Below are 25,529 nucleotides of genomic sequence, written 5' to 3'. Positions count from 1 at the left end.
TCGGCCATGCGCTACAGCCTCAAGGCCCTGGGCAGACAGGGCGTGGTGCAGTTGCAGATCGACGCCGAAGATGCCGACCAGGCGCGTCGCCAGGTCGAGGCGCAAGGTTTGCGGGTGGTTAGCGTGAAGGGCCAGGGCGGCGCATTGCGTCGCATGGCCTGGCGCCGTGAAGCACACTTTGACCTGGTGCTGTTCAGCCAGGAGCTGTCGACCCTGCTGAATGCCGGGCTGCCGTTGATCGACGCCTTGGAAAGCCTGGCGGAAAAAGCCGCGACCCCGGCCACGCGCAAAACGCTGGGTGACCTGGTGCGCCAGCTGTACGAGGGCCATTCGCTGTCCCAGGCGCTGGCCCGGCAGCCGCGGATCTTCCCGGCGCTGTACGTCGCCTTGGTGCAGTCCAGCGAGCGCACCGGCGCCCTGGGCGACGCCCTGGGCCGCTATATCGCCTACCGCCAACGCCTGGACCTGGTCCGGCAGAAGCTGGTGGGGGCGTCGGTCTACCCGCTGCTGCTGTTGCTGGTGGGCGGTGGCGTGGTGCTGTTTCTGCTCGGCTACGTGGTGCCGCGCTTCAGCCAGGTGTTCGAGGGCATGGGTACCGAGCTGCCCTGGCTGTCACGCATGCTGATGCAGATCGGCTTGTTCCTGCATGCCCAGCAACTGCCGTTGGCACTGGGCAGTGTGGCGGGGATAACCGCCCTGGTACTGCTGCGCCGTCACCCGCGCGTGCGACGCTGGGCATCCCGCCAGCTAAGGCGCATGCCCGCACTGCACCAGCGGTTGATGATGTACGAGCTGGCACGCTTCTACCGCTCGCTGGGCATCCTTTTACAAGGTGGCATTTCCATCCTCACGGCAATGGGCATGGCCCGCGGGCTGCTGGGCAGTGCCGCAGCCCAAGGCCTTGAACAAGCCAGCCAACGCGTGGCCGAAGGGCTGCCGTTGTCCGATGCGCTGGAGGCCGGGCAACTGGTGACGCCGGTGTCTTTGCGGCTGCTGCGGGCGGGTGAACAGTCGGGCAACCTCGGCGAGATGCTGGAGCGTTGCGCCGACTTTCACGACCAGGAGATCGGCCGCTGGGTGGAATGGTTCGTCAAGCTGTTCGAGCCGCTGCTGATGACCTTCATCGGCTTGCTGATCGGCTTCATCGTGATCTTGATGTACATGCCGATCTTCGAACTGGCCTCAAGCATCCACTGAAACGGCTAGGCCCAGGCCATTAATGACGCACAAGGTAGGCGCCGGCAGGAATGTGTTTTTTTAGCTTTTTGCACTTGCCGGGCGGGGGTTGATGCCCGGGTGAGCGATCGCGGAACCAGATTCGGCATTTGCCCGGTGGCGGCCTGTGGCCTGGCGGCACCTCAAAAGCAGCATCGGCCATGCGGTGTTCAGCAAGACCGATTCGCTGCTGACCGGCAATGCCCTGCATCTGTTCGGCAGCAGCAAGCGTGACTGATCGTGCGTGCGCCGAGCTCGTCTGTACTTGTGTTGCTTGAACAGCCGACGCGTTTACAGCACCAGGAGCAGTACCTGAAGTCCGGGCTTTGTTCGCTGCCTGAATCAATTGCAGATTACGATTGCGCAATGCCACGTTGTGCCCGACGCGCAGGTTGGAGCGCGCCGCCAACACTCCCGCCTGATCGTATTGCCCCTGCTGCAAGCGCAGCACACCCAGATAGTGCAGTGTAGCGGGATTGTTCGGCTGAATTTGCAGCGCCCGCTCCAGTGTGGCCGCGGCCTGATCAAGTTTGCCGTCTGCATATTGCCTAGAAGCGGTGTCGATCAACAGGGTCGAGGCCGTATTACTGTGTGCAGTCGCCGTGCGCTCGCCGGCGACGGTGAAATGGCTCGCAGCGACGCTGAACAACAGGGTAAGGGTCGACAGCATACGCTTGCTTGGCATGAGGAAAGCACTCGACTGGTCCAGGTGGGCCTGGCTCGAAAGAAGAGCCTATCGACCTGAGCATGGCATTGAAGTTCCCGATTGATCGCTCAGATGCTCATCTCCCCGCGATGCCGCTTATCGATGAAAGATCTCGACATATCATTCAGCGTGATAATAACCTTCGCCCCGTTCGATTCGTGCGCCGCGCGCAAGGCACTCACACTCCGCCCACTACTAATACTCTGGCGGAGTTCTCCATGGACCACTCACTCAAACCCTTGCGCTTTCCACTCGCTGCCCTGGCAGTCGTAGTGCTCAGCGCTTGCGGTCGAACCCCCGACGCCGTGCAGGCGCCCGCCGCGCCCAAAGTCACCGTTGCCAAGGTGATCGAACAGCCGATCAATGAATGGGACGAGTTCACCGGCCGCCTCGAAGCCCCGGAAACCGTCGAAGTGCGGCCGCGGGTCTCGGGCCAGATCGACCTCGTCGGTTTCACCGAAGGCGCCCAGGTCAAGAAAGGCGACCTGCTGTTCCAGATCGACCCGCGCCCGTTCCAGGCTGAAGTCCGCCGCCTCGAAGCGCAACTGCAACAGGCCAAGGCCACCGCCATCCGCAGCGCCAACGAAGCCCGCCGTGGCGAGCGCCTGCGTGACAGCAACGCCATCTCCGCCGAACTTGCCGAATCGCGCAGCAGTGCCGCCGCCGAAGCCCGCGCCGGGGTCGATGCAATCCAGGCCCAGCTCGACTTGGCCCGTCTGAACCTGAGCTTCACCCGTGTTACCGCGCCCATCAGCGGCCGTGTCAGCCGTGCCCAGTTCACAGCCGGCAACATCGTCACCGCCGATGTCACCCCGCTGACCAGCGTGGTGTCCACCGACAAGGTCTACGCCTACTTCGACGCCGACGAGCGCGTGTACCTCAAGTACACCCAGCTGGCACGTGAAGGCCAGCGCGGCCAGACCACCCCGGTGTACCTGGGCCTGACCAACGAAACCGGCAACCCGCACCTGGGCCAGATGAACTTCGTCGACAACCAGGTCAACCCGCGCACCGGCACCATCCGTGGCCGCGCCGTGTTCGACAACCGCGACGGCCAGTTCACCCCTGGCCTGTATGCACGCCTGAAGCTGGTCGGCAGCGCCCAGTACGACGCCATGCTGATCAACGACGAAGCCGTGGGCACCGACCTTGGCAAGAAGTTCGTGCTGGTCATGGACAAGGACAACAAAGCTACCTACCGCGCTGTAGAGCTGGGGCCCAAGCTCGAAGGCCTGCGCATCGTGCGCAGCGGCCTGGCCAAGGATGACCGCATCGTAGTCAGAGGCCTGCAGCGGGTACGCCCAGGTTCGGCGGTTACCCCAGAAGAAACGCCAATGGCCAGCGAACAGACCCTCGCCGCCCTCGCCCAGCAGCGCCAGGCCCTCGAAGCCAGCAACACCACGCCGAAGGTAGCGGGCACCACTGAGAAAGTCGCCAGCGTCCAGGCGCCACGCGGTTAAGGGATCACACCGATGAACTTTTCAAAATTCTTCATTACCCGGCCGATTTTTGCCGCGGTGCTGTCGCTGGTGCTGCTGATTGCGGGTTCGATCTCGCTGTTCCAGCTGCCGATCAGCGAATACCCGGAAGTGGTGCCGCCCACCGTGGTGGTGCGCGCCAACTTCCCCGGTGCCAACCCCAAAGTGATCGGCGAAACCGTCGCCGCACCGTTGGAGCAGGCCATCACCGGTGTCGAGAACATGCTGTACATGTCCTCGCAATCCACCGCCGATGGCAAGCTGACCCTGACCATCACCTTCGCCCTGGGCACCGACCTCGACAACGCGCAGGTGCAGGTACAGAACCGCGTCACCCGCACCCAGCCCAAGCTGCCGGAAGAAGTGACGCGCATCGGTATTACCGTCGACAAGGCCTCGCCCGACCTGACCATGGTCGTGCACCTGACCTCGCCGGACAACCGCTACGACATGCTCTACCTGTCCAACTACGCCATCCTCAACATCAAGGATGAGCTGGCACGCCTGGGCGGCGTGGGTGACGTGCAACTGTTCGGCATGGGTGACTACTCGCTGCGCGTGTGGCTCGACCCGAACAAGACCGCCTCGCGCAACCTGACAGCCAGTGACGTTGTCGCGGCCATCCGCGAGCAGAACCGCCAGGTCGCTGCCGGCCAGCTGGGCGCCCCGCCCGCCCCTGGGTCCACCAGTTTCCAGCTGTCGATCAACACTCAAGGCCGCCTGGTCAATGAGGAAGAGTTCGAGAACATCATCATCCGTGCCGGTGCCGATGGCGAAATCACTCGCCTGAAAGACATCGCCCGGGTCGAACTCGGCTCCAGCCAATATGCCCTGCGCTCGCTGCTGAACAACCAGCCGGCAGTGGCCATCCCGATCTTCCAGCGCCCAGGCTCCAACGCCATCGAGATCTCCGATGAAGTACGGGCCAAGATGGCCGAGCTGAAGAAGGACTTCCCCGAGGGCATGGACTACAGCATCGTCTATGACCCGACCATCTTCGTGCGCGGCTCCATCGAGGCAGTGGTACACACCCTGTTCGAAGCGCTGATACTGGTGGTGCTGGTAGTGATCCTGTTCCTGCAGACCTGGCGCGCCTCGATCATCCCGTTGCTGGCGGTGCCGGTGTCGCTGATCGGTACCTTCGCGGTGATGCACCTGTTCGGCTTCTCGCTCAATGCCTTGTCGCTGTTCGGGCTGGTGTTGGCCATCGGTATCGTGGTGGACGACGCCATCGTTGTGGTGGAGAACGTCGAACGTAATATCGGGCTGGGCCTGAAACCGCTCGAAGCCACGCAAAAGGCCATGAGCGAAGTGACCGGGCCGATCATTGCCACTGCCCTGGTGCTGTGCGCCGTGTTCGTGCCTGCCGCGTTCATTTCCGGCCTTACCGGGCAGTTCTACAAGCAGTTCGCCCTGACCATCGCCATCTCCACGGTCATCTCGGCGTTCAACTCGCTGACCCTGTCGCCGGCCCTGGCCGCCGTGCTGCTCAAGGACCACCACGCACCCAAGGACCGTTTCTCGCGCTTCCTCGACAAACTGCTGGGCAGCTGGCTGTTCTCGCCGTTCAACCGCTTCTTCGACCGTGCCAGCCACAGTTACGTCGGCGGCGTGCGCCGGGTCATCCGCTCCAGCGGCATCGCCCTGTTCGTGTATGCCGGTTTGATGGGCCTGACTTACCTCGGTTTCTCGTCCACCCCGACCGGTTTCGTGCCAGCCCAGGACAAGCAATACCTGGTGGCTTTTGCCCAACTGCCTGATGCTGCCAGCCTCGACCGCACCGAGGCAGTGATCAAGCGCATGAGCGAGATCGCCCTGAAGCAACCTGGGGTTGCCGATTCGGTAGCCTTCCCGGGCCTGTCGATCAACGGTTTCACCAACAGCCCGAACAGCGGCATCGTGTTCACCCCGCTCAAGCCGTTCGACGAGCGCAAAGACCCGAGCCAGTCGGCAGCGGCCATCGCCGCCGCCCTGAACGCCCAGTTCGCCGACATCCAGGACGCCTACATCGCGATCTTCCCACCGCCGCCGGTACAGGGCCTGGGCACCATTGGCGGCTTCCGCCTGCAGATCGAGGACCGCGGTAACCTGGGTTACGAAGCGCTGTACAAGGAAACCCAGAACATCATCGCCAAGAGCCACAACGTGCCGGAACTGGCGGGCCTGTTCACCAGCTACCAGGTCAACGTGCCGCAGGTCGATGCCGCCATCGACCGGGAAAAGGCCAAGACCCACGGCGTGGCGATCAACGACATCTTCGACACCCTGCAGGTTTACCTGGGCTCGCTGTACACCAACGACTTCAACCGCTTTGGCCGTACCTACCAGGTCAACGTCCAGGCCGAGCAGCAGTTCCGCCTCGATGCCGAACAGATCGGCCAATTGAAGGTGCGCAACAACCTGGGCGAGATGATCCCGCTGGCGACCTTCCTCAAGGTCAGCGACACCTCCGGGCCTGATCGCGTGATGCACTACAACGGCTTCATCACCGCAGAAATCAACGGTGCGGCGGCCCCGGGCTACAGCTCTGGCCAAGCCGAGGCTGCCATCGAGAAACTGCTCAAAGAGGAACTGCCCAACGGCATGACCTTTGAGTGGACTGACCTGACCTATCAGCAGATTCTCTCTGGCAATACCGCGCTGCTGGTGTTCCCGCTCTGCGTACTGCTGGCGTTCCTGGTGCTGGCGGCCCAATACGAAAGCTGGAGCCTGCCGCTGGCGGTGATCCTGATCGTGCCGATGACCCTGCTGTCGGCCATTACCGGGGTGATTGTCTCGGGCGGTGACAACAACATCTTCACCCAGATCGGCTTGATCGTACTGGTGGGCCTTGCGTGCAAGAACGCGATCCTTATCGTCGAATTCGCCAAGGATGAACAGGCCAAGGGCCTCGACCCGCTGGCCGCAGTGCTGGAAGCCTGCCGCTTGCGTCTGCGGCCGATCCTGATGACCTCGATCGCCTTCATCATGGGCGTGGTACCGCTGGTGTTCTCCTCCGGTGCCGGTTCGGAAATGCGCCACGCCATGGGTGTCGCGGTGTTCTCGGGGATGATCGGCGTGACGGTGTTCGGGCTGTTCCTGACCCCAGTGTTCTTCTACCTGATCCGCCGTTTCGTCGAACGCCGCCAAGCCCGCAAGGCCGAACGCGTGCAATCGCTGGAGAACCCCGCATGAACCTGCTCAAACCCCTGACCCCGAGCCTGCTGGCGTTGGCCCTGGCGGCCTGCGCGGTGGGCCCGGACTACAAGACGCCGAACACCGAGCCTGCCCGTTTTGACCCTCAGCTGCAGGCCAAGGCCTACGACCGTAGCCGCTTCGAAAGCATCTGGTGGAAGCAGTTCGACGACCCGGTGCTGAACCAGCTGGTGCAGGCCTCGCTCGACGGTAACCGTGACCTGCGGGTAGCCTTTGCCCGTTTGAAGTCGGCCCGTGCTATCCGTGAGGACGCCGCCAACGACCAACTGCCGGTGGTCACCAGCCGTGCCAGCAGCGAAATCGGCAAGGGCCAGGTCCCCGGCCAGACCGAGCAGCGGGTCAACAGCGAACGCTATGACCTGGGCCTGGACATGGCCTGGGAACTCGACCTGTTCGGCCGTATTCAGCGCCAGATCGAAGCCAGCGAAGCCCAGGAGGCCGCCGCCGCGGCCGACCTGCAGCAGTTGCAAGTCAGCTTGATCGCCGAACTGGTCGACGCCTATGGCCAACTGCGCGGTGCCCAGTTGCGCGAGAACATCGCCCTGGCCAACCTCAAGACCCAGCAGGAATCGCGCACCATCACCGAAACCCTGCGCGATGCTGGCGTGGGCAACGACCTTGATGTGGTGCGTGCCGATGCGCGCCTGGCAGGTGTCGAAGCCACTGTGCCGCAACTGCAGGCCGAACAGGCGCGTGCCCGTCACCGCATCGCCACCCTGCTTGGCCAGCGCCCGGACGCGCTGAGCGTAGACCTGTCGCCCAAGGCCCTGCCAGCCATCGCCAAAGCACTGCCGGTGGGCGACCCCGGCGAGCTGCTGCGTCGTCGCCCGGATATTCGCAGTGCCGAACGCCAACTGGCCGCCGCCACGGCCAACGTCGGTGTGGCCACTGCCGACCTGTTCCCACGGGTCAGCCTCAGTGGCTTCCTCGGCTTTACGGCTGCGCGCGGCTCGCAGATCGGCTCCTCGGCAGCCAACGCCTGGGGCCTGGGCCCGAGCATCACCTGGGCGGCCTTCGACCTGGGCAGCGTGCGCGCCCGTCTGCGCGGTGCCAAGGCAGACGCCGAAGGCGCCCTGGCCAACTATGAGCAGCAAGTGTTGCTGGCCCTTGAAGAGTCGGCCAACGCCTTCAGCGATTACGACAAGACCCAGCAGCGCCTGTTGTCGCTGATGCGTCAGAGCGACGCTAGCCGCAAGGCGGCAGCGCTGGCCTCGATCCGCTATCGCGAAGGCACGGTGGATTACCTGGTGCTGCTCGACGCCGAGCGTGAGCGCCTTAGCGCAGAAGATGCCCAGGCCCAGGGAGAGGTCGAGCTGTACCGCGGCATCGTCTCGATCTACAAGGCCCTGGGTGGCGGCTGGCAACCGGATACGGTGGCCAGCGCGCGCTGATTCAACCCCTTTCAACGACTCCTTTGGTTGGTTACTCCCCCAACCGTTTGCCCCGCGGGCCTTGGCCTGCGGGGCTTTTTTTGCGCCTTGCGGGGCCTCTGACGGCCTTGGCGCCGCCATGCCTTCAGCGGTTGCATTTGACCCGTTGCTGGCCCAAGCTCTGCCCTTCCTGCCGCCACGGACCGTCCGATGCCCAGACGCAACCGCTACCTGATCGCCTTGCTGCTGATTCTGCTGGTCACCATGATCGGCTACCTGCAGCGAGACGACCAGCCGGCACCGCCCACGCTGCCCGCGCACAGTTACGCCAAGGCCCTGCGCCAGGCCCATGAAGGCTTGCCAGGCGCTGCGCGGGTGCTGTACCAGCAATTGCAACGTAACGACCTGGCCCCCATTCGCCGCGCGGCTCTGTACGCCGAGCTGCCCAACTACCCCTCCCCCCAGGCCCTGAAACTTGCACGCCTGGACCTGGAGCACGCAGACCCGCTGGTACGCCAAGCAGCCATTGCCGGCATTCGCCGCTTGCTGCCGGCCGCACAACGCAGCCTGGTACTCGGCCCCTTGCTCGATGACGCCGAGCAAAGTGTACGCTTCGCGGCCGTAGACGCTCTGCTGGGCCTGGACCCGGACGCTATCGGCCTGTACTTCGGCCCCTTGCAGGCAGCCCTGGAGCAGTACCAGCAGGCACTGGAGGAACAACCCGACGACGCCGATGCTCAGGTGCATCTGGCGCGCCTGTACCTGCACGAAAACGACTACACCCAGGCCGCTGCTGCCTTGCAACGGGCCCTGACGGTGGCCCCAGGCAACGTCGACGCGTTGGCAACCCAGGTTCGCCTGCTGGAGCGCCAAGGCCATCACGACGCTTCTCGCCAGGTGCTGGCCAAAGCCTTGCTCCTGAGCCCCGACTCTGCCTTTTTGCAATATGAGCTGGGGCTCTGGCTCAATCGGCACGAACAGCGCGAATATGCCCTGCTTGCCCTGTCCCGTGCGGTGGAGCTGGAGCCGGACAACGCCGAGTACCGCACTACCCTGGCGGTGACCCTGCATGAACTCGAGCAGGTCGATGCTGCCCAGAAACAGTTGGAAACCGTGCTCAGTCGCGAGCCAGCCAATCGCCGGGCGCGGCTGTTGCTTATCCAGTACTGGAAAGAGACCGGCCAACTGCAGAACGTTCAGGTGCTGCTCGCCGAGCTCGAACGGCAAAACCCCGACGACCCGGTGCTACAACAGGGGCTTTAGGCCGCCGAAAAATTCGTTGAACCCCAAGCGACAGCCTGCGGTCCAGTGAGTATCGGACTACTGGCAGCACGGCCAAGCCTTGGCCCTGCCTAATGTTACAGGAGCGTCGCTTTGGCCAGTTCGTTGGCGTTGGACGAACGTGCCTTGATCCTGGCACCCCCACAGCTTGCTGCGGATACCGCTCGCCTGCTTGCGACCGTCGGCATCGAAAGCCTGTGTGCCCATGACATCGCCAACCTGCACGACTGCCTGATCGAAGGTGCGGCCCTGGCGATCATCGCCGAGCAGACGTTCAGCAACGGGCCCAGCCCGCCGTTGCAAGGTTTTATCGACCAGCAGCCCAGCTGGTCAGACCTGCCCATTCTGCTGATCATGGATGTCAGCTCAGCCGCCACAGGCCCCACCCACCTGCCTACAGGTAACCTGATGCAGTTGCTCTTCCCACTCGAGGAGGGGCAAGTGTTGCAACTGATCCGCATCGCGCAGCGTAACCGCCGCCATCAGTACCACGCACGTGATCAGCTCTCAGCCCAGCAACAGCGGCTGGACGCACGTTTCCAGGAACAGCACAGCACAGAGCTCGCCCGCACGCAGATCCGCAAAATGGAAGCCATCGGCCAACTGGCCGGTGGCATCGCTCATGATTTCAACAACCTGTTGACCAGTATCGGTGGCAGTCTCGAACTGATCGAGCGTCGTTTCAAGCAGGGCCGCAGCGACAGCCTGGAGGACATCTTGCGCATGGGCCAGGAGGCCCTGTCGCGCGCAGGTCAGTTGACCCACCGTCTGCTGGCGTTTTCCTGCAGGCAATCCCTGCACACTCAGCGCGTCGAGCTGCACACGCTGCTTGAACCTAAGCGCCTGAATGCTGGGCTCAGCCATTCAGTGACCCTGCAACTGCATGTGCCCGCCGACCTCTGGCCGGTGGAGGCCGACGACGGGCAGCTGCAAGAGGCCGTGGACAATCTGCTGCTCAATGCCTGTGAAGCCATGCCCACCGGCGGGCTGCTACGCATCGAGGCGAGCAACCAGCGGGTCGAGCACGAGCAGTTCGCGGGGGGCGCCCTGAACAGTGGTGAATACCTGCGCCTGAGCATCATCGATGACGGCCAGGGTATGTCGCAGAGCACGCTGGAACACGCCTTCGAACCGTTTTTCAGCACCAAACCCGTTGGCCAGGGCATCGGCCTGGGCCTGTCCATGGTGTACGGCTTCAGCAAGCAGTCCCATGGGCATGTCACCCTGCAGAGCAAGATCGGCCATGGCACCCAAGTCGACCTGTACTTGCCGCGGCACGTTGGCGAGGCAAAGCCCGAGCGCCCGACCCCAAGGCCTGTGCCCGGCAGCAAGGGCCATGACGTGCTGGTGGTCGAAGACGACCCTCATGTGCGTCAGTTGCTCTGTCATGCGCTGTGCGAAGACGGCTTCCCTTGTCAAACCGCCGCCAACGCCAATGAAGCGCTGCACATACTGCGTTCATCGCAAAGGATCGACCTGCTGGTCAGCGATGTCGGCCTGCCCGGCATGAATGGGCGGCAACTGGCGGAAATCGCCCGCACCCTGCGCCCAGACCTGCCGGTGCTGTTCATCACCGGTTACGCAGAAACGGCCATGGCCAGGGAGGGCTTTCTTGGCGCGGGCATGCACCTGATCTGCAAGCCATTCGCACTCGAACAGCTGCAGGCGCAGGTGACGCAGATACTCGGCGAGCCCTGAACCGGCTCAATCGGCAAGCATGTGCTGGGCCTGGTTGGCCAATTGCTCCAGCGGGAACGGCTTGAGCATCAGCGCGGTGCCAGGCTGCTCGAGCAGTTGGGCTTCGATCGGCTGATCGGTATACCCGGTGATGAAGAGGATTTTCTGCGTCGGTTTGAGCATGCGCATGGCCTTGGCCACTTGCCGGCCGCTGAAACCACCCGGCAAGCCGATGTCAGTGATGACCAGGTCGAAAGCCCCGTCATGACGAAAGCGGTCCAGTGCAGAATTGGCGTCGGAAACTTCAATGACGGCGAAACCACGCTCGCAGAGAAACTCACGCATCAGTGCGCGCAGGTTGACCTCGTCATCGATCAGCAGCAGCCGCCCGCCCTGGACCCGCTCGATGACCGGCAGGCATGCCGGTGCCTCTGCCGGAATCGACGCACGGCTGCGCGGAAACAATAAGGAGACTCTCGTCCCCTCGTTCAGGTTCGACTCGATCCAGACATAACCACCCGACTGCCCGACAAAGCCGTAGACCATCGGCAGGCCGAGCCCCGACCCACGCCCCATGGGCTTGGTGGTGAAAAAGGGCTCGAAAGCTCTGGCGACATCGGCCGCCGACATGCCGTGGCCGTTGTCTTCGACATGCAATGCCACGTAGTCGCCTGGCGGCAGCCCCTGCTCATCCGGGAAATGCGCAGTCAACCGTTCATTGACAGTACGGATAGTGACGCTGCCACGCTCAAGGCAGGCTTCACGGGCATTCACGCAGAGGTTGATCAAGGCATTTTCAAACTGGGTAAGGTCAACGCAGACCGTCCATGGTCTCACATCCAGTTGCCAATGCAGGCTCATTTCCGCGCCCAGGGCCTTTAGTAGCATTGGTTCGATCAAGGACAGCTGCCGATTGACATTCAGTGGCTTGGGATCAAGGGGCTGATGGCTGGAAAACGCCAGCAGCCGGTGAGTCAGGTTCATGGCGCGCTGCACCGAGTCGCGCGCCAGCTCCACATAGGTCTCCATGCGTTCCAGGCGCCCCTGCAGCATGCGTCGTTGCAACAGTTCCAGGCTGCCCCCGATACCCGACAGCAGGTTGTTCATTTCATGTGCCATCCCGCCTGCCAATTGGCCAATGACTTCCAGATGTTCACTGTTGCGCAACAGGGCCTCGGACTGGCGGGTGGCCTCTTCGCGGTCGGCGGTGATGTCACGGCCCACGGCGGTCAGCAAGCTGCCATCGAATTTGGCGGCCAAGCGAAACCAGCGATAGTGGCCATCCTGGTGACGCAGGCGGATATCGATCTGCTCGAGCGCCTTGTCCTGCACGAAGCCGGATACCGCCACCTGCACTTCTGCGCGATCCGCCGGGTGGATCAGCTCCAGTATCGGCATGCCCTGCGCCGCGTCCTTACCCCAACCCAGGATACGGTGCCAGGCTGGGTTGGTAGCGTGTAGCGTCAGTTCACGGGTGATGATCATCATGGCATCACGCGACAGTTGCCAGATCTGTTCACGATCGGCCATGTAGCTTCCGAGCTGTTTTTCAAAGGCCTCGGCCTGCTCACGCCAATGGTGATACGCCTCGACATTTGCCGTGGTTTCGATGAGTGTGTGAAGAAAACCCGCAACGCTGCCCTGCTCGTCACGAATCGGTGAGTAGCCGAAGGCACACCACACGGGGTCGCCGTTCTGGCCGCAGGCGATACGCATGGGCGGGTCCTCGACAAAACTCGAGCGCCCTTCGAGTGCCTTGAACACCCAAGGCCCCATGGTCTGCCAGGCATCGCTCCAGACCGCGTCGAACGCTTTGCCCAGTACATCCTGGCCGCCGAGGCGCAGCGCTCGATAGGCGTCGTTATGGATCACGCTGAGGTCAGGCCCCCACACCACCGCGCAGGCAAATGGCGACAACAGCATCATGTCGACGGCAATACGCAGCGAGGCCTGCCAGCGTGGCAATGGCCCGAGGGCGGTGCGCCCCCAATCGAATTGGGCGATGCACTCGCCCATGGGATCGACCGTTGCCGTGTTGGGCGCCAGCAGGATGGCCTGTGACGCAGCTTCGCGGGGGGTGCCATTAGCGACCAAATGTGTGACTCCCATGGTGTTCTGGGTGGCGAATGCTGTTCAAGGTAGCACAGCTCGCGCTGCTTTAATGGCGTACCGGCATGTGGCAGCTATGCTCATTAGGTTTTCCACTGAGCCATGGAATAACGGTCCCTTACAGGCTGCCGACGGGAGTGTGGTCATGAGCAAGAAAGTGCTGGTAGTGCTGACCAATACGGCCAAGTACCCGAACCTCAAGCGGGCAACCGGGCTATGGTTGGGCGAGGCCGTGCATTTTGTCGAGAAAGTCGAGAAGGCCGGTTACGAAGTTGACTATGTCAGCCCTCAGGGTGGCTACGTACCGGTCGACCCGCACAGCCTGCAGATGGCCCCCGACCTGGACTGGCAGTGGTATGACGACAAGCGGTTCATGAGCCGCCTGGGCGCCACCCTGAGCCCAGGTCTGGTCAAGGCTGACGACTACAGCGCCATCTATTACACCGGCGGGCATGGCGTGATGTACGACTTTGTCGAGAGCAAACCGGTTCAAGACCTCGCACGCAAGATCTATGAGAACAAAGGCATCATCGCGGCTGTTTGCCACGGCGTCGTCGGCCTGTTGAACATCAAGCTCAGTGACAACAGCCTGCTGGTGAAGGACCGACAGGTCACGGGCTTTTCCAACATCGAAGAGCAACTGGTTGAACTGGACAAGGTAGTGCCTTTTCTCACCGAAAACGAACTGGTTGCCCGTGGCGGTATTTACAGCAAGCACGATGACCCGTGGAAACCCTTCGTGGTCAGCGATGATCGTCTTATTACCGGGCAAAACCCCGCATCCACGGCTGACTTGGCTGAAAAGGTGCTCGCGAGACTCAAGTCAAAGTGACAACTTACGCCTGATTACCTGATTTCCCGGCGTTCATGCCGCACCCGGACTACATCCGACATACCGTTGAATACATAGGCTTTCAGCTCATCTGTCCAACACGGGCAGCATCAGACTGGAGAGCAATGGCCTATGTCGAAAATCATGCATGCCGGGCGCAGTTTGCTGGAGTTGCTGCTAATCATGGCGATCGGCCTGGTACCGGTGGTTTCCGGGTTGCTGGTGATGGTGTTTCAACTGGAAAAGAAGCTTGAGGAAAACGCACAGATCTCGGTTCAGGAAGCGGTGTTCACCATCGACAAGGTGCTGGAGCGCATGCATAGCACCGCCTTGCTTGCCCAGCCTTTGGCTGGCAAGGCATGCGCGGATGTCATCAGTACATTGCAGGACCAGGTGGCCCGCGATCCCTTGCTACGCTCATTGACGCTGACGCAAGACCAGCAAGCATACTGCAGCACCCACACCGAGTCGCTGGAGCATCTGTCGGCTTTCGCCCAATCCGGGCAGGGGGTTGAGCTGGCGATCGACTCGCCCGTGTTGCCCACCACGCTGGTTACTCACTTTCAAGTGCCGGGGCAAAACCCCAGTGTGATCGTCACAGGCAATGCCTCGGAACTGCGCAACGAATTGCGCGCATTCCAAGATGGCCTGACGCTGCTTCTGGAGTTTGGCGACCAGTACATCTGGAGCCATGGAGACAGCCGCGACCCGAATCGGCCTTCACAGTCCGAGTACACGGTACGGGCAGTTTCTGCCAAGTATGGATATGCCGTCACGGGGGGGTACGCCCAAGGGTACAGCGCCCAGGAAATCCGCCAGTCGATGCTGCAGATTCTTCCTTCTTTGGTGCTGGTAGGCATAGTGACCGGCTCGATCATCTATTGGGGCCTGTTCCGGGCGCGGGGCAACAGGCGTGGTACCGCCGCCGAAAAACCCTGACGGCGGTACCCGGTTGGATCAGTCGGTGCTCAATACGCCCCGACGAACCTGGTCCCGTTCGATGGATTCGAACAGCGCCTTGAAGTTGCCTTCGCCAAAGCCATCATCGCCCTTGCGCTGGATGAACTCGAAGAACACCGGCCCAAGCAACGTTTCCGAGAAGATCTGCAGCAGCAGGCGCTTGTCACCCGACTCTGCGGCGCCATCAAGGAGGATGCCGCGCGCTTGCAGTTGATCCACCGGTTCACCGTGGCCTGGCAGGCGCTCTTCGAGCATTTCGTAATAAGTTTGCGGCGGTGGGGTCATGAAGCGCATGCCAATGCCCTTCAGCGCATCCCAGGTCTTGAGCAGGTCATCGGTGAGGAAGGCCACGTGCTGGATGCCTTCACCGTTGAACTGCATCAGGAACTCTTCGATCTGCCCGGCGCCCTTGGACGACTCTTCGTTGAGCGGGATGCGGATCATGCCGTCGGGTGCGGTCATGGCACGCGAGGTCAGGCCGGTGTACTCGCCCTTGATATCGAAGTAGCGGATCTCGCGGAAGTTGAACAGCTTCTCGTAGAAACCGGCCCAATAGGCCATGCGCCCACGGTAGACGTTATGGGTCAGGTGATCGATGATCTTCAGGCCCGCACCCACAGGGTTGCGATCCACACCTTCGATGAAGTTGAAATCGATGTCGTAGATCGAGCTGCCTTCTTCAAAGCGGTCGATCAGGTACAGCGGCGCACCACCAATACCCTTGATCGCCGGCAGGCGCAGCTCCATCGGGCCGGTTTCGATCTCCACCGGCTGGGCGCCCAGCTCCAAAGCGCGGGCATAGGCTTCATGGGCATTGCGCACGCGGAACGCCATGCCACAGACCGATGGGCCATGTTCGGCGGCAAAGTACGAGGCGATGCTTTTAGGTTCGTTGTTCAGGATCAGGTTGATACCGCCCTGACGGTACAGGTGCACCTCTTTGGAACGGTGCGTAGCAACCTTGGTGAAACCGAGTATCTGCAGAACCGGCTCGAGTACGCCAGGTGTCGGCGATGCCAGCTCGATGAACTCGAAGCCCATCAGGCCCATTGGATTTTCGAAAATATCTGCCATGTTCTTGTCCTCATCTACAGCGAAAAATTAGTGATTTCCGGGGATGTAGAACAGAACAGGCGGTGAGCACGGGATGCCGCGCACGCTGCGAGCGAGGAAGTCACCAATGATCAATTTGAACCCATGGTTTGTCATATGGACCCATTCTCGGCGGGCTTGATTCTCCGGAGGTGGAGAACCTTATTGTTGTATTCGTAACCGGATTCTACAGTGCGTAAATTGCTTTGTCGCGCTTTAGTTAGCCACGCTCCCTGACAAGCGGCTATCCTCTGCACGTTACCTTCCATCACATTAGGCCAGCATGCCCCTTACCACTAGACGCCGCGCCGGCTGGAGCTGGCGCACCCTGCTGCCCTGGGCGATCGGCGTAGTCCCGGTGGCGTGTGGCCTGGCAGTGATGAACTGGCAGATCGATCGCGACCTGCGCGCCAGCAGCCATGCCACCGCCGCCCAAGTGGTCGAGCATGTCGAGCGCATTCTCGACAGCTTGTCCAGCACCGCCCACGCGCTGCTGCCCTTGGCAGGTAGCCCCTGCACACAGGTCAAACTGGCCCTGCGTGGCCAGGTCACCCGTAATGCCTTCGTCCGTTCGACCAACCTTTTTCAGCACAACACGCTGTATTGCTCATCACTGTTCGGGGAGTTCGATGAGGTCGTCGACGCGAGCGAGTATACCAACGGCACGCTCTGGCTGATGGATGGCAACTCGGTGACGCCGGGCCATCCGCTGCTGGTGTACCGGGCCAGCGAGGGCGACCACGGGGCGATCAGCACCGTGGATGGCGACCACCTGCTCACGGCCCTGCGCCTGATCGGCCCGGACGATACGTTGCAGATTCGCGTCGGCAACGACTGGATGGGCAAGGACGGTATCGTCCACAAAGGCGTGCCCCCCACGGCTGCGACCGCCGCCGTGACGCTGAGCTCGACCCGCTACCCGTTCAGCGTGTACGGCGGCTATGGCGCCGAAAAGCAAGGCCAGCTGCTGCGCAGCCACTACCCCGCCCTGCTCAGCTTGCTGATGGTGCTCGGCGTGCTGGCCGGGGCCGCGTGCCACTGGCAAATCCGCCGTGCCACCTCGCCACGTGCCGAGTTGCAGCGCGCCCTTGAGGCTGACGAATTTCTGCCGTACTTCCAACCCGTGGTGCGCAAGGGCGATTACCGCTGGGCGGGCGCCGAAGTGCTGATGCGCTGGAACCACCCACGGGAAGGCCTGGTGCGCCCCGACCTGTTCATCCCCTACGCCGAACACAGCGGCCAGATCGTCGCCATGACCCGCGCGCTGATGCTGCACACCGCGCAGAGCCTGGCACCGTATGCCGCGCTGCTGGAAGATAGCTTTCACATCGGCATCAACATAACCGCCGACCATTGCCGCGACCTGAGCCTGCTCGACGACTGCCGGACTTTCCTTCAGCACTTTCCACCCGGCCGGGTGGCACTGACCCTGGAGCTGACCGAACGCAAGCTGATCGAAGCCACCCCAGTGGCCTTGGAGTTGTTCGAGAAACTGCATGATATGGGCGTGATGATTGCCCTCGATGACTTCGGCACGGGCCAGTCGAGCCTCAACTACCTGCGCCAGTTCAAGGTCGACTACCTGAAGATCGACCAGAGCTTCGTCGCCATGATCGGTGTCGACGCACTGTCCCTGCACATCCTCGACACCATCATCGAGCTGTCGGGCAAATTGGGCTTGGGCATCGTCGCCGAAGGCGTGGAAACCGAGGCCCAGCGTGACTACCTGGCCCAACACGCGGTGGATTTCCAGCAAGGCTACTTGTTCGCCCGGCCCATGCCGGCAGAGGCGTTCCTCGAAGCGCTGGCCGCACGCTCCGGTGTGTCGCGGTTGCCGCAGGACGCGCCCCCTGAGATCATGCGCGGCTGATCCACACGCTCAACTCCCCTATTCGAGGCATTCGTGTCAAAAGGCATCCTTTCATCGGTCATGGCGTCTTGCTTGTTCGCTGTGATGTACTTCTATACCTCCCTGCTCACGCCGCTCGATGGCGAAGAGATCTTTGGCTGGCGCACGCTGTTGACGCTGCCCTGCCTCACCCTGTTCATGCTGGCCTCGAAGGACTGGAAACGGGTCGGCGAGCTGCTGGCGCGGGTGCGGCGCACACCGGTGCTGCTGCTGGGGATGGTCGGTACGTCCTGGCTTATGGGGGTGCAACTGTGGCTGTTCCTGTGGGCACCGCTGCATGGGCGCAGCCTGGAAGTGTCGATGGGCTACTTCCTGCTGCCGCTGACCATGGTCTTGACCGGCCGCCTGGTCTACGGCGAACGCCTGTCGCACCTGCAGAAGGTGGCGGTGTGCTGCGCCGCGCTGGGTGTCGGGCACGAGCTGTACCAGCATGGCAGCTTCGCCTGGGAAACCCTGGTGGTGATGATCGGCTACCCGATCTACTTCGTGCTGCGCCGACGCTGCCGCACCGACCACCTGGGCGGCCTGTGGTGCGACATGTGCCTGCTGTTGCCATGGGCGCTGTACTTCGTGATCCAGGGGCCGTTGTCAGCGGCGGACCTGCTTGCCCACCCTGGCCTTTACGCCTTGATCCCGGTATTGGGAGCGATCAGCGCCTCGGCCCTGATCGCCTATGTGCTGGCCAGCCGTCTGTTGCCGTTCAGCCTGTTTGGCCTGCTTAGCTACGTCGAGCCGGTATTGCTGGTGGGCGTGGCCCTGCTGCTGGGTGAAAGCATCGGCCCGGATCAGTGGCTGACTTACCTGCCGATCTGGGCCGCAGTGCTGGTACTGGTTGTGGAAGGTTTCAAGCACCTGCTGCGTCAGCGTCGCCGTTCGGTATAAGCCGTACCTGGCGCACGCGCCGCTCTTCAACAGCCTCCACAGTCATGATCCAGCCATTCCAGGCCAAGCGATCACCCACCACCGGCAGGCGGTCCAGCAAGCTCATCACCAGGCCCGCGAGGGTCTGGTAATCCTCGGTGGCACGGGCACTGAAGCCGGTACGTGCCTGGACCTGGCTGAGGTTCAGGGCGCCGCTGACGACAAAGCCATCACCCTCTTCAACGATACCCGGGCCTTCCACTTCGCTGGCATCTGGCAACTCACCGGCAATCGACTCAAGGATATCGGTCATGGTCAGCAGGCCGGTGAAATCACCGAATTCGTTGACCACGAAGGCGATATGGGTAGATTGGCCACGCATCTGTTCAAGGGCGTTGAGGATGCTGAAGCTTTCCAGCAGGTTCAAAGGGGCCCGCGCCATGCGCTCCAGGTCTGGCTGGCTTCCCGACAGCAGCTCCTTGAACAACTCCTTCTTGTGCACGAAGCCCAGCGGCTCATCGATGCGACCATCGCGGATCAACGGGAGGCGTGAGTACGGCGAATTCGCCAGGGCTTCGGCTATGGCCGCGGCCGGCTGCGCAAGGTCGATCACATCGACTTCGGTGCGTGCGGTCATCACCGTGCGGATCGGCCGCTCGGCAAGGTTCAGTACACCACTGATCATTACCCGCTCCCGGCGGTCGAACAGCACCTCTTCGCCGCCGCCCCCGACCAGGTCGGCGATATCTTCGCCCACCTCGTCGGCCTCGACCCGACGGCCACCCAGCAGGCGCAGTACCGCATGGGCAGTACGCTCACGCAGCGGCCGATGCTGCTGCAGGCTGCGTTTGCGGCGCGCGCGGGCCAACTGATTGAACACTTCGATCAGGATCGAGAAGCCAATGGCCGCGTACAGGTAGCCTTTCGGTATATGGAAGCCCAGGCCTTCGGCGGTCAGGCTGAAGCCGATCATCATCAAGAAGCCCAGGCACAGCATGATCACTGTCGGGTGGGCGTTGACGAAGCGGGTCAGCGGTTTGCTGGCGACAATCATGATGCCGATCGAGAAGATCACCGCAATCATCATGATCGACAGCTGCTCGACCATGCCCACGGCGGTGATCACGGCGTCCAGCGAGAACACCGCATCGAGCACGACGATTTGCGCAACAATCGGCCAGAACGCCGCATGGCGTACCACGCCACTGGCCTGAGTGACGTGCCCTTCAAGCCGTTCGTGCAGCTCCATGGTGGCCTTGAAAAGCAGGAATACACCACCGAACAGCATGATCAGGTCACGGCCCGAGAAGCTCTTGCCAAACACCTCGATCAGCGGCGCGGTCAGCGTCACCATCCACGAGATACTCGCCAACAAGCCCAGGCGCATGATCAGCGCCAGGCTCAAACCGATGATCCGCGCACGGTCGCGCTGATGGGGCGGCAACTTGTCGGCCAGGATGGCGATGAACACCAGGTTGTCGATACCCAGCACCAGCTCGAGGACGATAAGCGTCAACAGGCCTAGCCAGGCCGTGGGGTCGGCTAGCCATTCCATTACCGGGTACTCACAAGGGAAGCGTCACAGGGACGGTTGAAGGATGGCCGAGAAGGCCGAAGACTGGGGGGCTCCGCGAAGGTGCTCATAGTTACCTGGGTAGAAATTGGGTAAGCGATCGTACAATCACAGCAGGTTTTTCTGACAGTGAGAAACTATTACAAAACCTGTAACAGCCCATTGGGGACTTTTGTTCAATACGCCAGAGCACCGCAGCCCGAAGATGCTCGGCAACTCCCCTCACAGGATTGCCCTCATGAGTCTGTCTTTGTCTATGGCCGCTTTCGCGCTGGCGGCCTCGATCTCCCCTGGCCCGGTCAACATCGTCGCCCTGGGCAGCGGTGCCCGTCATGGCCTGCGCGCTAGCCTGGCCCATGTGGCCGGTGCGACGCTGGGGTTCTGCCTGCTGCTGGTACTGGTCGGGCTGGGCCTGCATGAACTGTTGCTGCGCTGGCCGCTGCTGGGCGTGCTACTGCACTGGGGTGGGGTGGCTTTTTTGCTGTACATGGCCTGGAAACTGGCCAGCGATGATGGCCAGCTAGGTGGCGAGCACGGGCAGAGCGCGCCCTCGGCCTGGCATGGCGCAGCGATGCAGTGGCTCAACCCCAAGGCATGGCTGGCGGCGGTGGCGGGTGTCGGCGCCTACACCGGCGGCGAACAGCAACTGCTGTGGCTGTTTACCTGGATCTATGGGCCGATCTGTTTTGTCTCGGTGGCCAGCTGGGCATGGGCCGGAAGCGTGATTCGCCAGTGCCTGGGCAACCCCCGGCAGATGCGCTTGCTGAACCGCGGGCTGGCCGTGTTGCTGGTGGCCAGTGCTGCGTATCTGGTCATCTGAGCGACGGGGCACTCTTGCAGTAATGCCCCGGCGTTGCCGCCAGGTGTTTCTTGAACGCACGCTGCAAGTGCGCCTGGTCGGCGAAACCTGCCGCCAGTGCCACTTCGGCAATAGCACGGCCCTTGCGCAGGTACGCCCGGGCGAGCTGCACGCGTTGGTCAACCAGGTAGCCATGGGGCGTCAGGCCGAAACGCTGGCGAAAGGCCCGAATCAGGTAAGACCGGGATAAGCCACTGGCCATGCAGATGTCTTCAAGGCTCAGTGGGTCGGTACGGTGTGCGCGAATGAAGGCAGCAGCTGCGTCCAGCCGAGAGTGTTCCGGCACGTTCAAAGCTGGCGTGGCACCTAGCAGGCTTGGCAGTGTGCCAAAAAATGTTGCTACGCGGCCTTCACGATCAGGCAGGCCGTCGTCGAACAGGTCTGCAAATACCTGTAAAACGCGGCTATAGAGGCGCGGCGAGGTGCTGCAGGTCTGTTGAGGCAGCTGAAAACCCAGCGCCTGCAGCCATGGCAGATCCACGAACAGCATCAGGTAAGACCAGGCCTGGCCCTCGATGGGGTTGCAGGTATGCACAACCCCGGGGTTCATCAGCACCGTAGCACCGGCGCTCACTTCGATCTGGCTATCGCCGGTCAGGTAAGTACTGCGCCCACCGGTGATGACGCCGATGGAAAAACTCTCATGGGAGTGGGCGGCGTAGCACACCTGGCGCCCGTCCCCTACGCGCCGGGCTTCGACGAAGGGCAATGCCGGATCCCGCCAGAACCGCGACACCTCGATCATCACCCTGCCCTCATTCGCCGTCGTCGTGTACCACAACCAGCAACTGCGCCGGCTGCGGCCCCACAGAGCGCAGCCGGTGCGGCGTCTGGGCATTGAAATGCAAGGCATCGCCCTGCTCCAGCAGCACCCGTTCGTTCATGAAATCCACCTCTACCTGGCCTGCATGAACGAACAGAAACTCCTCGCCCTGGTGCTCCTTGAACGTCGGGTCACTGAACTGGGTCGGTGGCTGGATCAGGAACGGCAACAGGCTGCGCTGCCCCACCTGGCTGGTGAGTGCCGCGTACCCCGGCCCTGTGCCGTCGCCCACCAGGGCCTGGCGCTCAGCATGACGCACCAGGCTGTAACGGTGCTGCGCGGTTTGCTCTTCAGCGAACAATTCTTCGACATTGACGTTCAACGCCCGCGCCAGCTTCAGCGCCGCAGCGATCGACGGCGTGTTCAGGCCACGCTCGACCTTGGACAGGTAGCTCTTGGTCATGCCGGTTTTATCGGCCAGCAATTCCAGGGTCAGGCCCAGTTTCTTTCTCAGCAATTTCAATCGGATAGACATGTGACGCAGTTTTCCCAGGCGAAGGCAGATGCAAGGCTCGCGCGCACCGATGATACGTGGACTGCGCGCGAAATGCTGGCCCTGATCTCAAGGCATCACGGGCGGCACATACTGCAATGTCGTACCCAACGCCCACAGCAGCACCAGTACCAAGGGTGCATGCACCAGCAATTGCACGAACGAGAAGCCGATCAGGTCGCGCGCCTTGAGGCCCAGCACGCCCAGCAGCGGCAGCATGTAGAACGGGTTGATCAGGTTTGGCAGGGCTTCGGCAGCGTTGTAGATCTGCACGGCCCAACCCAGGTGATATTGCAGGTCATTGGCCACCAGCATCACATAGGGCGCCTCGATGATCCATTTGCCCCCGCCCGAGGGGATGAAGAAGCCCAGCACTGCCGAGTACACGCCCATCAGCACGGCGTAGGTATCGTGGGAGGCGATCTGTACGAAGAAGGTGGAAATGTGGTGGGCCAGGGTCTGTTCGTCCACGCCCTTGACCTGGGTGAGGATCGCCGCGATCGAGCCATACAACGGGAACTGGATTAGCACCCCCGTGGTGGTGGGCACGGCACGGGTCACCGCATCGAGGAAGCTGCGCGGGCGCCAGTGCAGCAAGGCACCCAGCATGATGAACAGGAAGTTGTAGGTGTTAAGCCCTGAGATGGCGGTGATTGCAGGCTTGGTGGCGAACTCCTGGTACAGCCAACCACCGGCCAGGGCCACCAGCAGCAAGGTCAGGATCGGGCTGTACTCCAGCCACTCGCCGGGCCGGCTGCGCTGGGCCGGTGGCGGCGCGGTGAAGCTTGGGTCGACGCCGCATTGTTCCGCCGTACGCGCGCTGGTCGCGCCTGGGGCGGTGGCATAGGCCACCACCAGCGATACGATCACCAGCGCCGCCAGCATGACCCCCGACTGCCAGAGGAAGATGGTTTCGGTGAACGGAATCACCCCGGTGATCGACAGAATCGACGGCGGCAAGCTGGCCGGGTTGGCCTGCAGTTGCGCCGCCGAAGACGAAAGGCCCAGCGCCCATACCGCGCCAAGGCCCAGGTAGGCAGCGGCGCCAGCGGCGCGGTAATCCATTTTCAGGTCAGTGCGGCGCGCCAGGGCGCGCACCAGCAGGCCTCCGAAGACCAGCGACAGGCCCCAATTGAGCAACGAGGCCAGCATCGAGACCAGCGCAACCCAGCACACCGCCGAACGGCCGTTGCTGGGGATACGCGCCAAGCGGTCGATCAGCCGAGCGGCAGGCGGCGAGCTGGCCACCACATAGCCGCCAATGACCACGAACGCCATCTGCATGGTGAACGGGATCAAGCTCCAGAAGCCATCGCCGAAGGCCTTGGCGGTGTCGGTCGGTTTGGCACCCATCACCAGGGCACCCAGGCACACCAGCACTACCGCAAGGGCGGCGAATACCCAGGAATCAGGGAACCAGCGTTCAGCCCAGTTGGAACAGCGCAAGGCAAAGCGGGCGGAACGGCTGTCTTGGATTTCAGCGGCCACAGTCATGTCCTTTTATTGGTTTTGTCGAACTGATCTTGAATCAACAGCAAAAACCCTGTGCAAGCTCGCTCGCACAGGGTTGATGATCACAGCAGAGGTTAGAACGTCATCTCTTTCACATCATCCGGCACGATCAGCTTGCCGGCGGTCTTCTCGATGATTTCTTCGACGCTTACCCCCGGCGCCGTCTCGCGCAGGATGAAGGTGCCATTGTCGATCTCCAGGTACGCAAGGTCGGTCAGTACCTTGCGAATGCAACCGGCACCGGTCAACGGCAGGCTGCAACGCTCCAGCAACTTGGACTCACCGTCCTTGGAGGCGTGGGTCATGGTGACGATGATGTTGTCGGCACCGGCCACCAGGTCCATGGCGCCGCCCATGCCCTTGACCAGCTTGCCGGGGATCATCCACGAGGCGATGTTGCCTTGCACATCCACTTCGAAGGCGCCCAGCACGGTGAGGTCGACGTGGCCACCACGGATCATGGCGAACGATTGCGCCGAATCGAAGATCGATGCGCCACGGCGGGCGGTAACGGTCTGCTTGCCGGCGTTGATCATGTCGGCATCGATCGTGCTTTCGGTAGGGAACTCGCCCATGCCGAGCAAGCCGTTTTCCGACTGCAGCATGACATCCATATCGTCGGGTACGTAGTTGGCCACCAGGGTCGGAATGCCAATGCCAAGGTTGACGTAGTAGCCGTCCTTCAGTTCACGGGCGACGCGTTGCGCCATCTGTTCGCGGGTCAGTGCCATGGTCAGGATCTCTTTGTTGTTCTGAAGGATGGCGCTCAGGCCTTGACGGTGCGCTTTTCGATACGCTTTTCGAAGGTACCGACAATCACACGGTCCACGAAAATACCGGGGGTGTGGATCTCGCTGGGCAGCAGCACGCCCGGTTCGACGATCTCTTCCACTTCAACCACGGTGATCTTGCCGGCGGTGGCCGCCAGCGGGTTGAAGTTCTGCGCGGTGTTGCGGTACACCACGTTGCCGTAATGGTCGGCCTTCCAGCCCTTGACGATGGCGAAGTCACCAGTGATGGATTCTTCGAGAATGTAATGGCGGCCTTTGAATTCACGCACTTCCTTGCCATCGGCGACCGGGGTGCCATAGCCGGTGGCAGTGAAGAAGGCCGGGATGCCAGCGCCGCCGGCGCGCATTTTTTCGGCCAGGGTACCTTGTGGGGTGAGTTCGACTTCCAGTTCACCACTGAGCAGTTGGCGTTCGAATTCGGCGTTCTCGCCCACGTAGGAAGCGATCATCTTGCGAATCTGGCGCTCTTCCAGCAGTACACCCAGGCCGAAACCATCGACACCGCAGTTGTTGGAGACCACGGTCAGGCCCTTGACGCCACGGCGCTTGATCTCGTTGATGAGGTTTTCCGGGATGCCGCACAGGCCAAAGCCACCGGCCAGTACCGTCATGTTGTCGGTCAGGCCGTCAAGGGCCTCTTCATAGGTTGCTACGCGCTTGTCCAGTCCGGCCATGTTAATCCGCCTTTTGTAGTTGTTGAACCGACGAGGCTGTCGGTGAGCGTGTGCTGACATCTTCACCGCAGACGACTGATTTGTTAATTTTGTTTTCATCATTGATTGATAACGTTTTC

The 25,529-nt window shown here is 62.2% G+C and carries 20 protein-coding genes; 11 read left to right on the top strand and 9 right to left on the bottom strand.

Going from position 1 to position 25,529, the window contains the following annotated elements:
* Positions 1-6 precede the first annotated feature (6 nt).
* On the top strand, positions 7-1,197 hold the full coding sequence (locus tag CKW22_RS16565) for a type II secretion system F family protein (RefSeq protein WP_033698015.1): 1,191 nt from the start codon (positions 7-9) through the stop codon (positions 1,195-1,197).
* Between the two features lie 19 nt (positions 1,198-1,216).
* Here CKW22_RS16565 and CKW22_RS16560 read toward each other — a convergent pair whose 3' ends face one another.
* On the bottom strand, positions 1,217-1,900 hold the full coding sequence (locus tag CKW22_RS16560; RefSeq protein ID WP_095064434.1) for a tetratricopeptide repeat protein: 684 nt from the start codon (positions 1,898-1,900) through the stop codon (positions 1,217-1,219).
* Between the two features lie 239 nt (positions 1,901-2,139).
* Between CKW22_RS16560 and mexE the strand changes: the two genes are divergently transcribed.
* The 5 genes from mexE to CKW22_RS16535 all read left to right on the top strand — a co-directional run bounded on the left by mexE (position 2,140) and on the right by CKW22_RS16535 (position 10,943).
* Positions 2,140-3,381 (top strand): multidrug efflux RND transporter periplasmic adaptor subunit MexE, encoded by a 1,242-nt coding sequence (mexE, locus tag CKW22_RS16555; RefSeq protein WP_033698016.1) that lies wholly within the window; start codon positions 2,140-2,142, stop codon positions 3,379-3,381.
* A gap of 12 nt (positions 3,382-3,393) precedes the next feature.
* Complete coding sequence (locus CKW22_RS16550; protein WP_095064433.1) at positions 3,394-6,573, top strand: efflux RND transporter permease subunit; 3,180 nt, start codon at positions 3,394-3,396, stop codon at positions 6,571-6,573.
* Positions 6,570-7,985, top strand: coding sequence for an efflux transporter outer membrane subunit (locus CKW22_RS16545; protein ID WP_033698018.1), 1,416 nt, complete (start codon positions 6,570-6,572; stop codon positions 7,983-7,985). The genes CKW22_RS16550 and CKW22_RS16545 overlap by 4 nt, the downstream gene beginning before the upstream one ends.
* A 189-nt stretch (positions 7,986-8,174) precedes the next feature.
* The gene (locus CKW22_RS16540) at positions 8,175-9,227 is read left to right on the top strand and encodes a tetratricopeptide repeat protein (RefSeq protein WP_095064432.1); all 1,053 of its coding nucleotides are present in this window, start codon (positions 8,175-8,177) and stop codon (positions 9,225-9,227) included.
* 111 nt (positions 9,228-9,338) lie between these two features.
* Positions 9,339-10,943 (top strand): response regulator, encoded by a 1,605-nt coding sequence (locus tag CKW22_RS16535; RefSeq protein WP_095064431.1) that lies wholly within the window; start codon positions 9,339-9,341, stop codon positions 10,941-10,943.
* Between the two features lie 6 nt (positions 10,944-10,949).
* Here the strand turns inward: CKW22_RS16535 and CKW22_RS16530 are convergent, their stop codons facing one another.
* Positions 10,950-13,031, bottom strand: a complete 2,082-nt coding sequence (locus tag CKW22_RS16530) for an ATP-binding protein (RefSeq protein ID WP_095064430.1) — start codon at positions 13,029-13,031, stop codon at positions 10,950-10,952.
* Between the two features lie 145 nt (positions 13,032-13,176).
* Between CKW22_RS16530 and CKW22_RS16525 the strand changes: the two genes are divergently transcribed.
* Positions 13,177-13,863 carry a type 1 glutamine amidotransferase domain-containing protein gene (locus tag CKW22_RS16525; RefSeq protein WP_033698022.1) on the top strand — a complete coding sequence of 229 codons (687 nt, stop codon included), beginning with the start codon at positions 13,177-13,179 and terminating at the stop codon, positions 13,861-13,863.
* A 132-nt stretch (positions 13,864-13,995) separates the two neighbouring features.
* Positions 13,996-14,802: a CSS-motif domain-containing protein gene (locus CKW22_RS16520; protein ID WP_033698023.1), complete on the top strand. Its 807-nt coding sequence runs from the start codon at positions 13,996-13,998 to the stop codon at positions 14,800-14,802.
* Positions 14,803-14,820: 18 nt separating this feature from the next.
* On the opposite strand, the gene hppD is transcribed toward CKW22_RS16520, so the two are convergent.
* Positions 14,821-15,897: a 4-hydroxyphenylpyruvate dioxygenase gene (gene hppD, locus CKW22_RS16515; RefSeq protein WP_033698024.1), complete on the bottom strand. Its 1,077-nt coding sequence runs from the start codon at positions 15,895-15,897 to the stop codon at positions 14,821-14,823.
* Positions 15,898-16,198: 301 nt separating this feature from the next.
* On the opposite strand from hppD, the gene CKW22_RS16510 reads away from it, so the two are divergent.
* Both CKW22_RS16510 and rarD read left to right on the top strand, forming a co-directional pair.
* Complete coding sequence (locus tag CKW22_RS16510; protein WP_095064429.1) at positions 16,199-17,785, top strand: cyclic diguanylate phosphodiesterase; 1,587 nt, start codon at positions 16,199-16,201, stop codon at positions 17,783-17,785.
* Positions 17,786-17,818: 33 nt separating this feature from the next.
* Positions 17,819-18,706, top strand: a complete 888-nt coding sequence (rarD, locus tag CKW22_RS16505; protein ID WP_033698026.1) for an EamA family transporter RarD — start codon at positions 17,819-17,821, stop codon at positions 18,704-18,706.
* Here the strand turns inward: rarD and CKW22_RS16500 are convergent.
* The gene (locus CKW22_RS16500) at positions 18,669-20,240 is read right to left on the bottom strand and encodes a TerC family protein (RefSeq protein WP_033698027.1); all 1,572 of its coding nucleotides are present in this window, start codon (positions 20,238-20,240) and stop codon (positions 18,669-18,671) included. The two genes, rarD and CKW22_RS16500, sit on opposite strands and share 38 nt — an antisense overlap.
* A 256-nt stretch (positions 20,241-20,496) precedes the next feature.
* Between CKW22_RS16500 and CKW22_RS16495 the strand changes: the two genes are divergently transcribed.
* Positions 20,497-21,078 (top strand): LysE family translocator, encoded by a 582-nt coding sequence (locus tag CKW22_RS16495; protein WP_033698028.1) that lies wholly within the window; start codon positions 20,497-20,499, stop codon positions 21,076-21,078.
* Here the strand turns inward: CKW22_RS16495 and CKW22_RS16490 are convergent.
* The 5 genes from CKW22_RS16490 to CKW22_RS16470 all read right to left on the bottom strand — a co-directional run bounded on the left by CKW22_RS16490 (position 21,071) and on the right by CKW22_RS16470 (position 25,410).
* Complete coding sequence (locus tag CKW22_RS16490; RefSeq protein WP_033698030.1) at positions 21,071-21,862, bottom strand: AraC family transcriptional regulator; 792 nt, start codon at positions 21,860-21,862, stop codon at positions 21,071-21,073. The two genes, CKW22_RS16495 and CKW22_RS16490, sit on opposite strands and share 8 nt — an antisense overlap.
* A 10-nt stretch (positions 21,863-21,872) precedes the next feature.
* Entirely contained in the window at positions 21,873-22,415 is a 543-nt protein-coding gene (locus CKW22_RS16485) for a helix-turn-helix domain-containing protein (protein ID WP_033698031.1), read from the bottom strand.
* 87 nt (positions 22,416-22,502) lie between these two features.
* Positions 22,503-23,927, bottom strand: coding sequence for a short-chain fatty acid transporter (locus tag CKW22_RS16480; protein ID WP_156310133.1), 1,425 nt, complete (start codon positions 23,925-23,927; stop codon positions 22,503-22,505).
* Between the two features lie 92 nt (positions 23,928-24,019).
* Positions 24,020-24,676 (bottom strand): CoA transferase subunit B, encoded by a 657-nt coding sequence (locus tag CKW22_RS16475; RefSeq protein ID WP_033698033.1) that lies wholly within the window; start codon positions 24,674-24,676, stop codon positions 24,020-24,022.
* A 35-nt stretch (positions 24,677-24,711) separates the two neighbouring features.
* Entirely contained in the window at positions 24,712-25,410 is a 699-nt protein-coding gene (locus CKW22_RS16470) for a CoA transferase subunit A (protein WP_033698034.1), read from the bottom strand.
* Positions 25,411-25,529 lie beyond the last annotated feature (119 nt).

It is taken from the genome of Pseudomonas sp. Irchel s3f19 (assembly GCF_900187555.1).
GTDB lineage: Bacteria > Pseudomonadota > Gammaproteobacteria > Pseudomonadales > Pseudomonadaceae > Aquipseudomonas > Aquipseudomonas capeferrum.
The sequence above is the reverse complement of the archived record's forward strand: the minus strand, read 5'-3'. Positions and strand labels throughout refer to the sequence as shown.